Source organism: Amycolatopsis panacis (assembly GCF_003600245.1).
Taxonomy (GTDB): domain Bacteria; phylum Actinomycetota; class Actinomycetes; order Mycobacteriales; family Pseudonocardiaceae; genus Amycolatopsis; species Amycolatopsis sulphurea.
This window is the reverse complement of sequence record NZ_QZFV01000093.1, coordinates 1-15,331: the sequence shown is the minus strand read 5'-3', so window position 1 is coordinate 15,331 and position 15,331 is coordinate 1. Positions and strand designations below refer to the sequence as shown.

8 protein-coding genes are annotated in these 15,331 nt (G+C 71.0%); 5 read left to right on the top strand and 3 right to left on the bottom strand.

Annotated features, from left to right (window positions below):
• Window positions 1-180: 180 nt before the first annotated feature.
• The 4 genes from D5S19_RS19300 to D5S19_RS19285 all read left to right on the top strand — a co-directional run bounded on the left by D5S19_RS19300 (window position 181) and on the right by D5S19_RS19285 (window position 5,889).
• Window positions 181-1,860, top strand: a complete 1,680-nt coding sequence (locus D5S19_RS19300; RefSeq protein ID WP_120024746.1) for a flavin monoamine oxidase family protein — start codon at window positions 181-183, stop codon at window positions 1,858-1,860.
• Window positions 1,861-1,881: 21 nt separating this feature from the next.
• Window positions 1,882-3,294: a class I adenylate-forming enzyme family protein gene (locus D5S19_RS19295; RefSeq protein WP_120024745.1), complete on the top strand. Its 1,413-nt coding sequence runs from the start codon at window positions 1,882-1,884 to the stop codon at window positions 3,292-3,294.
• 106 nt (window positions 3,295-3,400) lie between these two features.
• Window positions 3,401-4,339, top strand: a complete 939-nt coding sequence (locus tag D5S19_RS19290; protein WP_233574034.1) for an ACP S-malonyltransferase — start codon at window positions 3,401-3,403, stop codon at window positions 4,337-4,339.
• A complete protein-coding gene (locus D5S19_RS19285) occupies window positions 4,336-5,889 on the top strand; it encodes an MFS transporter (protein ID WP_120024744.1) in 1,554 nt (517 codons plus the stop codon). The genes D5S19_RS19290 and D5S19_RS19285 overlap by 4 nt, the downstream gene beginning before the upstream one ends.
• Here D5S19_RS19285 and D5S19_RS19280 read toward each other — a convergent pair.
• The gene (locus D5S19_RS19280; protein ID WP_120024743.1) at window positions 5,867-8,620 is read right to left on the bottom strand and encodes an AAA family ATPase; all 2,754 of its coding nucleotides are present in this window, start codon (window positions 8,618-8,620) and stop codon (window positions 5,867-5,869) included. The two genes, D5S19_RS19285 and D5S19_RS19280, sit on opposite strands and share 23 nt — an antisense overlap.
• A 146-nt stretch (window positions 8,621-8,766) precedes the next feature.
• Between D5S19_RS19280 and D5S19_RS19275 the strand changes: the two genes are divergently transcribed.
• Complete coding sequence (locus D5S19_RS19275) at window positions 8,767-11,544, top strand: AAA family ATPase (protein ID WP_158605571.1); 2,778 nt, start codon at window positions 8,767-8,769, stop codon at window positions 11,542-11,544.
• Between the two features lie 397 nt (window positions 11,545-11,941).
• On the opposite strand, the gene D5S19_RS19270 is transcribed toward D5S19_RS19275, so the two are convergent.
• Window positions 11,942-13,039: a terpene synthase family protein gene (locus tag D5S19_RS19270; RefSeq protein WP_120024741.1), complete on the bottom strand. Its 1,098-nt coding sequence runs from the start codon at window positions 13,037-13,039 to the stop codon at window positions 11,942-11,944.
• A complete protein-coding gene (locus tag D5S19_RS19265; protein WP_120024740.1) occupies window positions 13,039-14,406 on the bottom strand; it encodes a cytochrome P450 in 1,368 nt (455 codons plus the stop codon). Before D5S19_RS19265 ends, D5S19_RS19270 begins: the two co-directional genes overlap by 1 nt.
• Between the last annotated feature and the right edge of the window lie 925 nt (window positions 14,407-15,331).

Genomic DNA, 15,331 nt, shown 5'->3' with positions numbered 1-15,331 from the left:
CGGGCAGGGCGAACCGGAAGTCCCGCCGGAGCAGGCGTCCGCCCGGGCGGGCGGCGCCCGGCGACCGCGGAAGGACTTCCCCTTCCCCGCGGCGGCGCCGCGGAGCGCGGACCGGGACCCTCCCGGCCGGAGACCGCACGCGGGCAGGCCGGAACCGACTACTGCCGGAGGTTGACGCCGATGACCGTGTCCCCCGCCGAAGCACGACCAGCGCCCGATCCGGGCGTCCCCGCGGCCATGCTGTGCCCGGATTTCCCGTTCGCCTACGCCGATTGGCTCCGTCATCCCGCCGGGCTCGGGCAGGTGCCCGCCGCCGCGCACGGTACCGAGGTCGCGGTGATCGGCGGTGGCCTGTCCGGGATGGTCGCCGCGCACGAACTGCTGAAACTCGGCCTCAAGCCGGTGGTCTACGAGGCCGGGGAGATCGGCGGCCGGATGCGCTCGGTCACCCTGGCGGGCCATCCGGAGGCGGTCGCCGAACTCGGCGCCATGCGCTTCCCGCCGTCGGCCGGCGCGTTGTTCCACTACATCGACAAGCTCGGGCTGAAGACCACGCCGTTCCCGAATCCACTCTCGAACGCCGCGCCCAGCACGGTGATCGATCTCTACGGACGGACTCACCACGCCCGGCACGCGAGCGAACTGCCGCGGATCTTCGGCGAGGTCTCCGACGCCTGGGCCAAGACCCTGCAGGAGCAGGCCGGCCTCTCGCTGCTGGAGGACGCCCTGCGCCGCCGCGACATCCCGACCGTCAAGACACTGTGGAACGACCTGGTCGCCAAGTACGACACGGAATCCTTCTACGGGTTCCTCACCTCCTCGCCGCAGTTCGCCTCGTTCGAACACCGGGAGATCTTCGGCCAGGTCGGGTTCGGCTGCGGTGGCTGGGACACCGACTTTCCCAACTCCGCGCTGGAAATCCTGCGCGTGGTCTGCACCGACACCGGCGACGAGCACCACCGCATCATCGGCGGCTGCCAGCAGCTCCCACGCGGGCTGTGGCAGTATCGCCCGGACACGCTCGCACACTGGCCCGCCGGCACCTCGCTCGCCGGATTGCACGGCGGCACACCGAAACCGGCCGTGATCCGCATCGACCGGACCGGCGACGGGTTCACCATCGAGGACGCCTCCCACGAAGTACGGGCCTACCCGGCGGCGATCTTCACCGCGCAGAACTGGAATCTGCTCTCCGGCATCCGCAGCGATCCCGCCCTGCTGCCCCAGCCCGTCTGGACGGCGCTGGAACGCACCCACTACATGGGCGCCTCGAAGCTGTTCGTCATCACCGACCGGCCGTTCTGGCTCGACCGCGACCCGGTGACCGGGCACGACGTGATGAGCGCGACGCTGACCGACCGGATCCCCCGCGGGGTCTACCTGATCGACAACGGCCCGGACGCGCCCGGCACGATGCTGCTGTCCTACACGTGGAACGACGATTCCCTGAAAGTCGCGACGCTCACGCCCGAACAACGGCTGGAGGTGATGCTGACGGCGCTCGGCCGGATCTACCCGGGAGTGGACATCCGCTCGCACATCATCGGCCCGCCGATCGCGACCACCTGGGAGACCGAACCACACTTCAAGGGCGCCTTCAAGGCGAGCCTGCCCGGCGGCTACCGCTACCAGCGCCGGCTGTTCACCCAGTTCATGCAACGCGATCCGGCCGAGCCGCACCGCGGGTTCTTCCTCGCCGGCGACGACGTGGCCTGGATCGCCGGGTTCTCCGAGAGCGCGGTGATCACCGCGCTGAACGCGGTCTGGGGGGTCGTCGCGCACCTCGGCGGCGGAACCAGCCCGGACAACCCCGGTCCCGGCGACCGGTTCGACGACCTCGCCCCGGTCCGCCTCGATTGAGTGCCAGAAAGGACTTCCGTCATGACGGCCAGAATCTACGGACCCGACTCCGTCACCGATCGGCGCGACCTGGAGCGGCAGGCGCTCCGGGCGGCCGACGTCCTGCGCGAGCGCGGGATCGGCTCCGGTGACCGGGTTCTGCTCAAGATCGAGAACTCCACCACCTACGTGATCATGCTGTTCGCCCTGATGCACATCGGCGCGTCGATCGTGCTGGTCGACCACCGGGAACAGGCCGACACCACCGCGGAGACCGTGCGCACCTCCGGCGCCGGGCTCGTGCTCGCCGACGACGACGCTCCACTCGCCCCGGACACGCCGGTCGCGTTCGGCTACGAGATCATGGTCGCCGCGGCGGACCGTGCGCCCGGTGACGGGCACCTGGACTTCGAGGCGTGGGGCAAGCTTTCCGACAGCCTGGTGATGTGGTCCTCCGGATCCACCGGCGTACCCAAGGGCGTGGCCAAGAACGGCGCGCGGTTCCTCAAGAACCTGGAACGCAACGCCGCGCTGGTCGGGCACAAGGCCGACGACGTCCTGCTGCCCCTGCTGCCGTTCAACCACCAGTACGGGCTTTCCATGGTGCTGATCGCCTGGCTCACCGGCGCTTCCCTGGTGATCGCGCCCTACCGGCGGCTCGACCGCGCGCTGAAGCTCGCCGGCCGCGCGGGCGCCACCGTGGTGGACACGACGCCCTCGACCTACCGCAGCATCTTCAACCTGATCGGCAAACGGCCTTCGCTGGCCGGGGAATTCGCCCACGTCCGGATGCTGTGCAGTGGTGCCGCGCCGCTGGAACCGGCGCTGACCGAGCGTGCCGTCGAACTGTTCGGCCTGCCGTTGCTCGACAGCTACGGCAGCACCGAGATGGGCAATGTCGCGTTCGCGAACCTCGCCAATCCGCACGGCTGCGGGCAGGTCGTCGACGGGCTCGCCCTCGAAGTCCGCGCCGAGGACGGCACGGTCCTGCCCGCCGGCGAGATAGGCGAGCTGTTCGTGCGCGACCCCGACCTGATGGAGGGCTACCTCGGCGCGGACGGCGCGGTGCGCCCGGTCGACCGCGGCTGGTACGCCACCGGCGACCTCGGCTACCTCGACGCGGACCGGAACCTGTTCGTGGCCGGGCGCAAACGCGCGGTGCACCGCAACGGCCACACCCTGCACCCCGAGGTGATCGAGCACCGGCTCGCCGGACGGGGCTGCTCGGCCAAGATCGTCGCGGTACCCGACCAGCGGCGCGGCGCCAGCCTGGTGTTCGTCGTCCAGGACGGCGACCGGCGGGACGCACACTACTGGCGGGAGGTCATCTGCGCGGTGCTGCCCCCGTTCGAACAGCCGAACCGGGTGCTGGTCACCGAGCAGTTCCCCTTGAACCGCAACGGAAAACCGGATCATAAGCGACTCGCGGAACTCGCCGCCGCGCCGTCGCACTGACCACCGCGTACATGTCCACAATGGATACAACAACGGACGCTGTCCTTTACCACAGCGAAAACTCGCCACCGCACGGCCCCACTGACTCCTGAGACAGGTGCACACCATGGACACAACCGCCGACGCCGTCCTGTTCCCCGGCATGGGCCCTGCCCGCGCCGGCGAACTGGGCCGGTTCCTGGTCATCGACCCCCTTGCCCGGCGACGGGTCGCGGTCGCCGACGAGGCGCTCGGCTACCGGCTGGTGGACCGGCTCCGCGAAGCCGGCGACGAGTACACCGAGTACTTGCAGATCGCGTTCGTGCTGGCGTCGCTGGCGCTGGCCGAACGGGCCGAGGCCGAACACGGCCTGACCCCGGTGGTCTGCGGCGGGTCCAGTTTCGGCGAGCGCGCGGCCGTGGTGCGGTCCGGGGCGCTCCCGCTCGCCGAGCTGGTGCGGCTGGTGGCCGGCATCGCGCGCTGTGAACAGGAGTACTTCACCACCCGGCACCAGGACCTCGTGAGCCAGTTCGTGGTGCGGCTACCCGAAGAGTGCCTGCCCGAGCTGCTCGACGGGATGGTGCACGACGTCTCCGGCCGGTTCGACCCGGACGTGCACCTGATCACCCTCGCCGAGGCGGATCTGGACGAGTTCATCCGGCGGGTCCGCGCCGCCGGCGGGTACGCGCTGACCACGATGCGCCCCGCCGCGCACTCACCGAGACTCACCGGGCTGCGGGACCGGCTGGCCGACGAGGTCTTCGGCCGCTATTCCTTCCGGGATCCCGAGCTGCCGGTAGTGTCCGATCAGGACGGTGCGTTGCTGCGCACCGGCGAAGCGGTCGCTTCGCTGCTGCTCGAATCGACGGTCACCATGGTGCGGTTGCCGGAACTGGCCGCCCGCTTCGCCCGGCTCGGCGTCCGCCGCACCCTCGTTCCCGGCCCGGACCATCTGCTGCACCGGTTGCCAGGGCTGGCCGGGCAGACCGAACTGCTGCGCGCGGACGTCAAGGAGGCGCTCAAACCACGACGGCCCCGTCGCCGGGCCACCGCGGTGGCGGCATGACCGGGTGCAGGCGGGCCCAGCGCGTGGCCACGCTGCTGGCCGCCTGCCTCGCCGAGCTGATGGTGGCGGTCGATCTGACCGTGCTGCACCTCGCGATCCCCGCGTTGACCGTCCAGCTCGATGCCTCCACCGAGGCTCTGCTGTGGATCGCGGACATCTACGGCTTCGTGATGGGCGGGCTGCTGATCACGATGGGCAACCTCGGCGACCGGTTCGGACGGCGCCGGGTGCTGCTCGCCGGCGTCACCGTGTTCGCCGCCGCTTCGGTGCTCGCCGCCTACGCACCGACCGCCGGGTTCCTCATCGCCGCACGGGCGCTGCTCGGCGTGGCCGGTTCGGCCGTGCTGCCGTCGGCGACTTCGTTGCTGCGCGCGGTTTTCACCGGCCAGCGCGCCCGCGCGAGAGCGGTCGGCATCAGCTCCGGAGTCTCCGCCGCGGGCTTCGCGATCGGGCCGATCTGCGGCGGGCTCCTGCTCGACCACTTCTGGTGGGGCGCGGTGTTCCTGGTCAACGTCCCGGTGACCCTGCTGATCCTGCTGGCCGCCCGCTTCGTGCCGGAATCACGCACTCCCGGGCGATTGCGGCTCGACCCGCGCAGCGTGCTGCTCTCGGTGGTCGGCATGGTCGCGGTCATCTACGCGCTCAAGGGGGCCTTCCACGCCGGGCCGTCGCATCCGGAGGTCTGGCTCTCCTTCCTGCTCGGGGCGGGTGCCCTGCTGTGGTTCGGCGCCCGCCAGAACCGGCTCGAACAACCGCTGATCGACCTCGGGCTGTTCCGGCGAAGAGCGTTCTCCGCTTCGGTGGGCTCGAACCTCGTCTCGGTGTTCACCATGTCCGCGTTCGCACTGATCAGCAGCCAGTACTTCCAGCTCGTCCTGGGCTGGTCGCCGCTCAAGGCCGGGCTCGGCTTCGTCCCCGGGGCCCTGGCGGCGCTGCTGACGGGCGGACTCCTCGCGGCGATCGCGGTCGAACGGTTCGGCCGCGCCCCGTCCGTCGCCGCCGGGCTCGCCCTGGCCGCGGCGGGCTTCACCCTGTTCGGCTTCGTCCAGCCGCATTCGGTGTATCCCCTGGTGCTCACCGCGCAGGTGGCCTTCGGCGCGGGTGCCGGGCTGACGCTCACCGTCACCGGGGACACCATCCTCGGCACCGTCCCCCGGGACCGGGCGGGCGCCGCTTCGGCCATCTCCGCGACCGCCTACGAACTCGGCGGCGCACTGGGGATCGCGGTCATGGGCAGCGTGGTCTCCCTGGTCTACCGCCAGGAATTGCGCTTGCCCGGCGCGGTCGGACCGGACCTCGCCGAGCACGTGCGGGAATCCTTCGGCGCCACCGCGGCGCTGTCCGGCGGGCTCACGGAACCGGTCGCGGGCGTGGTGCGGGCCGCCGCCTCCGAAGCGTTCGTCGGCGGAATCCGGGTGTGCATGTTCGGCAGCGCGGCGGTGCTGGCCGTGCTGGCCGCGGTCGCGCTGGTGACCCTGCGCACCGTCCCGAAGGTGATCGAGGCGGACCGGCCCGCCGCCACACCGCTCACGACTGATATTCGCCGGTGAGCATGGCCGCGGCCAGCTCAACCCGGGACCGGTACCCGATCCGGGAGAACATCCGGCTCAGCTGCCCCTCGACGCTCTTCTCGCTGGTCCCCAGCACGGTGGCGAGCCGGCGGTTGCTCAGCCCCTCGGCGACCAGGATCGCCAGCAGCCGCTCGTTCTCCGCGGTGGTCTCGGCCCGGCCCGCCAGCACGATCCCGCGGGCCCGGGCGGCCTTGCGCACCCTGGCCCGCCAGAACCAGGCACCGAGTTCGCCGAACAGCTCGTATCCCGCGCCCAGCGACCGTTCGGTGTCGTGGCCCGCGAGTCCCGCGTGGAAGAAGGCCATCGCGCTCTCGTAGCGGCCCGCCCGGTACTCCCCGGCGAGTTCCACCGCGCGCCGAGCGGCCTCGACGTCCTCGAACACCACGGCCCGCGCGAGGAAATGCTGGAGGTGCGCGCGGACGGTGTCCAGTTTCCAGGCCGTGGCCGCCGATCGCGCGGCCCAGTGCGCCGCCTCGGCGGGTTTCCCGCGGCGAACCGCGGATCGGGCCAGTTCCGGCCACAGCTCCTCGGTGCCGAGCAGGTACCCGTGCTCGTCGGCGGTCGCCGCGGCGGCCAGGAGCAGTTCGTCGGCCCGCTGGTCCTCCCCCAGTTTCGCGGCCACGGTGAACTCGGCGTGGTCGATCACATGCGGCAGCTGCAAGTCCCGGCCGTCGGCCGCCAGGTCCTGTGCACGGCGCAGCCTGCCCTGCGCGGCCAGGATCCGGATCGCGCCGCCCACCATCAGCACCCCGGGCAGCGGACGCGCCGCGCTACGCCGCTCCAGCAGCGCGCGATGCGCGATCCGCATCGCCTCCGGCCAGTCCCCGGCCAGGTAGTGCAAGAGGAACCGGTCCGGGCCGGACAGCTGGTCCGCGGTGATCCCGGACCCGGCCATCCGGTCGACCGCGGATTCGCGTTCACCGAGCAGGAGCAGCATGTTGATCTCGAACCGGTGGTGTTCGAGCCAGTACTGCGATCGCCGGGCCGTGAACCGCGGCCCGTCATGGGCCAGCCACTCCCTCAGCCTGGCCGGAACCCCGACGACCACGTCGGCAGCGGTCAGGAAGACCTCCCCGAAATCGGCGGTGATCGGGTCGCCCCGGTGCCAGATCGCGGCCTTGTCCCGGAGCAGCCTGCCCCCCTCGCCCCAGCGCCCCAGCGCCATCAGCGCCAGGGCGCGGTTGACGATCTCCTGTGCCGCACCGCCGGGCAGCGGGGGGCACGCGGACTCGGCGATCTGCCGAAGCTCCTGCTCCTCCCCCGCGGACGCCAGCCAGATCAGGTAGACGACGGACAGGCTGTGGAGCACGCCGGCGGGCAACCCGCGCACCTGGCCGCGCAAGATCCGGCGCACCATGCCGACGGCCTGGCCCACCCGGACGTATCCGGGCGGCGTCCCGCCGAGCGCGACGAGCGCTCTGATCTTCTCCTCCGGCCGCCGGGCCCACTCCGCGGCCGCGCTCAGCCAGCGTTCCGCCCTCGGCTCACCGGCGAGCATGCGCGGCACGCCGTACTCCAGCAGTTCGGCCGCGGCCCGTTCGGTGTCCACCAGCGCCCCGGCTTCGACCAGGCTGTCGAGCAGGAACTCCCGGCCGGACACGGTGATCGTGCCGGCCCAGATCGCCTCCACGGCGATCGCCGAGTACCGGCGCCGCGCGAACGGGCCGAGGGCGCCCAGCAGGCTTGCCCGGACCGCGGGCACCCGGAACCGCCGTCCCCCACCCGCGGCCGGGACCAGGACACGGGCGGCGGCGAGCCGGTCGAGCAGCCGGCGAACCGTGCGCTCGCCCTGCTGCAGGGCCTGCGCGACCAGCGCGGGCGCACCCGGCCCGGCCGGAGCCAGCACGGCCATCGCGGCCGCCACCGCCCGGATCCCGGGCCCGGCCTCCCCGACCGCTCCCACCAGCGGATGGTCCCCCAGGACCACCGAGGACTCCGCCCAGGCGATCCGGTACGCCGTCCGGTCGATCAGCCGCAGCGCCCCAGCCGCCTGATAGGCGTGGACCAGTTCCAGGAGCGCGGCCGGGTTGCCGCGGCTCGCCGTGTGCAGCGCCCGCACCAAATCGGCATCGGGATGCGCGGACACCAGCCCGGCGATCAAGGACTGGGACGCGCTCACCGGCAGCGGCCGGATCAGCCGCAGCCCGGCCCGGCCCTGGGCACGCAGCCGCTCGAAGACGGCGGCCAGCGGGCTCTCGCCGGGCTCCGGGAACCCGCCGGTGATCCGCAGCGTCACCGCAAGCCGCACCTGCCCGTGCGCCAGGCACAGGCGCGAAATCGGTTCCAGCAGCGCCACCGTCGCGTCGTCCAGCCACTGCACGTCGTCCACCAGCACCAGCAGCGGCGCCCGCCGGCGCAGCGCGGCGAACACCGCGGAAGCCAGCCACGCCGTCTCCTCCGGCCGGGCCGGCGACCCGGCCGCGCTGAGCCGGATCAGCGTGGCCAGCACCCGGCGCAGCTGCGGTCCACCGCCCGGCCGATCCGGATCGAGCCCGGACAGTATCCGGAAAAGCGCGCCATAGCGGCATTCCCGGTCGGCTTCGGTGAGCCGGACGGTGCGGACCGTACCGGTCTCCGCCGCGGCGATCCCGGCCAGCACGGTGCTGCGTCCGCTGCCCGGCTCCCCGGCGAACACGGTCAGCGGCCAGGGCACGGAGACGGACGCGACCGCAGGGGCGGCCCGGTCGACGGCTCCCGCTCCGCCCTCCATGGCCCCATTTGATCATGACCCGCCACCTCCCGGCCCCGAATCGAGGGGAAGAGGCAACGACGTTTCCCCCGGCGGTACCGGTTTCGCCCGGATCCTGGACGCGGACCAAGCGGCACTCCATGCTCGGCACAACGGCTAGGGGTGACATGGCAGCCTCATCGATCAGGGATGTGGGGCACGAAGAGGCCGGCATCGTGCTCGAAGGACTGCGCGCCGGTCCCGGTGCGGTGTGGCTGGTGGCCGGACCGGCCGGTTCCGGGCGGACCACACTGCTGGCCACCACCGCCCAGCGGTACCGGCGGGCGGGCACCGCCGCGATCCGGATCTCCGCGGCCGGCGCCCCGCGTGATCCGCTGCGCCGGCTCGCCACCACGCTGCGCACCCTGATCAGCACCGGCGCACTGCCCGGACCGGCCGCCGTGGCGGCCACCGCCCGGCTGCCCGAGCGGCTCGCCGCCGGGTCCGGGGCCGCCCCGCTCGCGGTGGCGCACGACCTGATCACCGCGGTCGCCGGGATCGCCGCCGTCGGGCCGGTCGCGCTGCTGTTCGACGACCTCGACGCGTTCGCGCCGGAGGTCGCCACCGTGCTCGCGCTGCTCGCCGAGGGTGTGCGCGGATCGGGCGTCCTCACGATCTTCACGATCACCGACACCGCGCTGCCCGCCGCGGCGACCCACCGGTTCCGGATCCTCGCCGACGCCACGATCACGCTCCGGGAGCACACCACCGAGGAGATCACCGCCCTGCTTCCGGTCTGGACCACCGGGACCGGGCGGACCCCCACCGATCAGGCACTGGTCGACGCGCTCGTCACCGCGCTCGGCCCGCTGGCGGGCAATCTCGCGACGGTACGCCAGGTCGTCGCCGAACTGCGCGACAGCGGCAGGCTGATCGTGCTGGACGGGCACGTGTGCCTCACCGGCCGGGGACCGATCGCGCTGCCCCGCGGCCATCCGCTGCCCGCCGCGCTGCGACGGCTCGGGCCCGTCGCGGGCCGGCTGGCCACCATGATCGCCGGGCTGGACGAGCACGGCGCCGTCGGGATCGACGACCTGCCCGCGGTGGCGTGGGCACTCCGGCTCGCGCGGACCGAGGCCGGGCAGGCGCTCGACGATCTCGTCCGCCTCGGGGTGCTGCGGATCTCGCCGTCCGGGCGCATCCGGCCCGCGGCTCCCGCGCTCGGGGCCGCCCTGCGGCAACGCCACCGCCCGCGCTGGCGCGGCGCCGTGCACCGGGCCTTCGCCGAACTGCCGGGCGCGCCGCCGTCCGCGGCGTCGACCGGGCGACGGGCCGAGCTGGCCTGGTTCCTCACCGAATCGCCGGACGCGCAGTCCGGCCGCGACCCGGATTTCTTCCTCACGGCGGCGACCGAGGCCGAGGCGACCGATCGGGAACTCGCCTGCCGGTACCGGATCGCGGCCCTGCGGCGGTCGGCGCCCGGCGGGCCGCACTGGGCGTGGCTGATCGGCGAGGTCGTCGAAGCGCACTTCGCGCTGGGCCGGTACCGACGGCTGGCCGGCGAGCTGGGCACGACCGTGGTGCCCCGGCTGCTCGCCGAGATCCAGTACGTGCCCGACAAACTGCTGATGATGGTCACGGTGTGCTGGCTCGCCGTCCTGACCCATGAGGACCGGCACGCCGACCTCGACCGGGCCACACCCCTGCTCACCGAACTCGCCCGCCGGGGACAGCTCCCGGGCGGCGAGATCCTGCCGGACGCGATCCGCCGCGCCGATCCCCGCACCGTGGCGCGGCTGCTGGCCGCGACCGGCCGGGTGGCCGGCCCGCTCGGCACGGGCTGCGCGCTCCTGATCGGCTCTTCGGCGGCCGACAGCCCCCGCCTCCACGCCGCGTGGCTCGACTGGACCGGTTCCCCCCTACCCGCGGAGACGTCCGAAGCCGCGGACCGGCTCGACCGCGCCGGCGCGCTCCGGTCCCTGCTCGGAAAGCGTTACACCCTCCCGAAAAGGGGTCCCGCCGCCGACTACCACCACCTCCTGGCGGCCTACCGGGACGGCGACTGGGATGCCGCGTTGTCCTCGGCTCGCCGGATGGAGAGCGACCGCCGGACCCGCGGCACCCCGGCCTCGCACCCGCTCGCCGCGGTGCTCGCCGCGGAGATCTGCGCGCAGCGCGAGGAACCCGCCCGCGCGCAGGACTGGCTCCGGAATGTCCCGCACACCACCGCGACCGGCTCCTATCTCGCCTGGGTGTGGCTGGGAATCCGTTGGCAGACCGAGGAAACCGACCAGGCTCTGCACCAGGGCCGGCAGGACTACCTCGCACTGCACAACACCGGATGCCTGCCCGGCATGGAACTCCTGCTGTCCCGCCTGATCGCCTACGCGACCCACCTCGGCGACCGCACCACGGCGACCCGGGCACTGGCCGAGCTGATCCCGCTCTCCCGCCGTCGCCGCACCGCCCACGTCCGCGAAGCAACCCTGGTCTTCGGTGGCATGGTCCGCAACGATACTGCCGCACTGACCAACGGCATCCGGATGGCGCGAGCATCTGGCGACACATTCCGCATCGCGCAGGCCTGCCTGGCGATGGGACGGCTCTCTCCGTCGCCCGAAACGTGGCTGCTGAAAGCACACCGGACCCTCAAACGCCTCGGCGCGACCCGCGAGGTGGCCACCGTGACCGCCCTGCTGCGGGCCCGGCAGATCCCGGTCCCGCGGGAGACTCACCCCCGGACCGAACTGGACCGGCTCGACCTGCGGATCGCCGAACTGGTCTCGCGGGGCCACACCAACCGCCAGATCGCCGCCGCCCTGGCCACCAACGAGAAACGCATCGAAGCCCGGCTGACCGCCCTGTTCGAACAGACCGGCTGCGCCGGACGCGTCGATCTGACCGCCGCCTGGCTGCACGGCCGGCTGCAGCCGGGTCCGCGGAAGTCCCGGACGGTCGCGGTCTAAGGCGGATCGTTGCCGGGGGCGGATTGCCGTACGGCGGATCCCGCTGCAGAAGACTGGCAGGTATTGCGCTGCAACGGTTCCTCCACACCCGGCACGACTCGCGCCCGGAACCACCCCCGCCGCCACCGCACTCCAACGTTCCGTGAAGGGACCCTTCACAGACTCTGAGTCCGTGAAGGGTCCCTTCACAGACCCGAAACCGGTCCGGCGCACGCCACGAGGTGGTCGCACACACCTCCGCATCGCCCACTGCCGGGCCCCCGACCAACTTTGCCGACACCCTGGACGCCGAGGCTGTGAAGGGACCCTTCACAGCCCCAAAATCCGTGAAGGCCACCTTCACGGCCGTCCCCGGACCGGACGGCGAGGATCGCCGGCCGGTCTTGTGCTGGGCGGATCAGCTCAGCGCCGGTGCGGGGCACCTGGATCCAGAGCGGAAGTCCTGCCACCACCAGGAAACGGTAGGGATCGGGAGGGGGCCCGCGGTGCCGTCCGAGGGCGTCTCGGCGAAGTGCGTGGGCAGAGAGATGGGGTTGTCCAGGTGGAGATACCGGGCGCACGTGCGGCCCCAGTCGAGGTTCCCACGGATCCATCCGTCCAGTCCGGCCAGGTACCGCCGGAGTGAGGGGCCTGCGGCCGCCGCCACCTCGTCCCGCAGGGTCAGGTAGCGGAGCAGAATGCGGTCTCGTAGGCCCACCGTCCTGCGGACCGCTTCATCCAGTGTGCAGCCGTCGCGGCGCATGAGCAGGTCGAGAACGCGCTGAGGATCGCCGCTTCGGTTGATCTCCTTGTGGTAGGACATGAGGTCGTTGTCGATCGAGACCAGCAGAGACATCATCTCGGTCAGCGCACGCACCTCGGGTCGGCACAGCTCGTCCACCCCGGCTTCGCAGCCGTGCACGACGTCCAGCAGAGAGGCACAGACGTCGAGGCTGCCGCTGAAGATACGCATCGCGACGTAGTCGTTCAGGTCCGGAATGGAACCGCGGGAACGGTGAGATGCCTCCCAGACCTGACTGAACAGGTACATGCGCAACGCCATGACCCACCGTGAGATCTGAGCCGGGCTCGCGAGGGAGTCGAGGGACAGGCGAATATCCCTGAGTCCGGACGTCCATGGGTCGTCGTCGAACATCCGGTCCGGCGCGGGGGTCTCCGCGACGCGCAGCATCCGCGCGGTGACGACCGCCAGATCCTGCGGCCGTCCGCCGAACATGCCTTCGCTGCAGTAGCCGTCATCGAACGAGAACAGCCACATGAGGAAGCGGGTGTACACCCGCAGAGCGTCCTCGGTGCCGCCGGGCGCGACTCTCGCGGCCAGCTCACCCGCCCCACTGGCCGCATTGCGCGCGCGGTGATCGTCGTCGCGGTAGATTCCCAGCCGATCCATCCATTCGACCGCGTCGGCGTGAAGCGCCCGCCACTGTGGATGAATGCCTTCCGGTATGGGGCACCACACCGCCGGTACCTGGATCAGTTCGTAGTCCTCGTCCATTACGCACCCCGGGGTTGCTGTCGTGCCGGCTGAACCGCTCCAGTGCGGGAGGTGGCGATCATCGTCAGTTCGACCGTCCGCTCGATACCAGCGGTGACCGTTCGGCGGGTCGGCCTGTCGGCCACGGCGTGAAAGGTCCAATTCGAACAGAGTGTCGCGAGGTGGATGGTCATCGCGGTGATGGCGAAGGACTCACCGACGCACTGCCTCCGGCCCATCCCGAAGCTGATCATGGCGCCCCGCGGGCGCAGCTTGACCTGCTCGGGAAGCCACCGATCCGGGTCGAACCGCTCCGGATCGGGGTAGAAGCGGGGATCCCGGTTCATGGCGAACGGGCTGAAGATCAGGTCGGTGCCCACGGGAATGGGCACGCCCGCGAACTCCAGGGGCTCCTCGGCACGCCTGGTCAGCAACCACGGAGAGGCGAGACGGGCCGCCTCCATGGCGACCCTGCGGGTGTAGTCCAGCCTCGACAGGTCCTCGGCCTGGACACTGGTCCGGCCGGCCAGGACACGGTCGAGTTCCTCATGGATTCGCTCCTGCACATGGGGGGCGCGGCCGAGCCCGTCGAACGCGAAGTTCATCGCGCCCGTCGTGGTGTCGGTGGCGGCCATCAGCAGTGTCATCACCTCGTCGACCAACTGCTCCTCGGTCATGCCCTGGCCGTTCTCCTCGTCCCGCGCAGCCAGCAGCATGGACACCAGGTCCGCCCGGTTGCCGGTGTCGTCGGCGAAGGAACGGATGATCTCGCGAACCACCTGCTGAATGTCGGCGACTGCGGCGTTGAACCTCCGCGCGGCCCGTGTCGGCACCCAGTCGAGATACACCATGGACGCGATGAGACGGCGGAAAGTGCCGTCCAGCACCTGCGGCAGACACCTCTGGATGGCCTTGACACCATGGTCGCCGATGGCTGAAGAGAACAGCGCCATGGTGTTCGAGCCGATCACCATCGAGCTGATCTCGCGCTCCAGCCTCACCGCCTGGTTGTGTTTCAATTTCGCGGAAGCAGCCTGGGCCTCGGCCGCGACGGACTCGACGTAGCGCTCCATCTGCTTCCGATGGAAGGCCGGCTGGATGAGCCGTCGCTGCCGCATGTGGAAGGCGCCTTCGGAATTGAGCAGGCCGTTGCCCAGCAGCGGGCGGAGCTTGTCGAACAGTAGTCCCTTGGAGATCTTTCCCGCATCGACGGTCAACATTTGCTGAAGGAGTTCTGGATCATTGATGATGTATGCCGGGCGCCTGCCGAGATGAACCCGCACGATGGGCCCGCATGCGCGCTGGGCAGTGAGAAAATCCAGTGGCTTTACGGCGATGGGCACGGCGTGACCGATCAATGGCCACCGACCGGCTGCTTCGACTGCCATATTCGTGGGTCTCCAATCAGGACAAAAGTATGCAGGGCTCCTGAGCTGGCTCGTCTGCTACGGAGTCTCCGCGACCTTGCGCTTGTCCACCTGGGCTGGATGTGGCTCCAGGCGGCACGACGGCTTGTGCGCGCACACCTGCCCGACTGCGGACGGAATCAAGACCGCAGCCGGGAGCCGTCTGATCATTTACTGGGAAGAGGTGGGGAATGTTGATCAGAATGGATCTTCGCCGCATTGCGATGCGAGTGGATGGCTATTACTTCACCTGACCCACCTTCCTTGGGGCCCAGGGCAGGAGACTACGCTATACGTCAACTGGTCACCAAGTTGTCTGCCGGAATTGATCTCCGATATCGGATGATCATGGTGTGCAGGCCGGGGACGAGCGCCCGTCATATGACGAGATTGCCGCTCTGGTTGCTGCCCAGGCGGTGATGATCAATTAGTTAAGGGCGGACAAATACCGCGCTACGCGCCGAGGTCGCCGAGGTGAAACGGCAATGGGGGGGGCAGAACTCGTCGAACTCCTGGACCCACGGCGTTGGCAAAGGTGGATGGTCTTGAGCAGGGGGAGTGGGCGGCGGGTGTTGCGAGCGTAGTGGCGTGGTGGCGTGGTGTGGTGATCGGTCACCGAGAGCAGCGCACCGAACACGCACCACCAGACCCGACCCCCTTGCCCCACGCCACTTCCGCCCCACCCGGCACCACCCCGCACCCACCCCCGCCCCAACGTTCCCGTGAAGGCCACCTTCACAGCCCCAGGGTCCAGGGTGTCGGCAAAGTCGGTGTGGAGGTCCGTGAAGGGTCCCTTCACGGACTCTGAGTCTGTGAAGGGTCCCTTCACAGACCCGAAACCGGTCCGGCGCACGCCACGAGGTGGTCGCACACACACCTCCGCATCGCCCGCTGCCGGGCCCCCGAC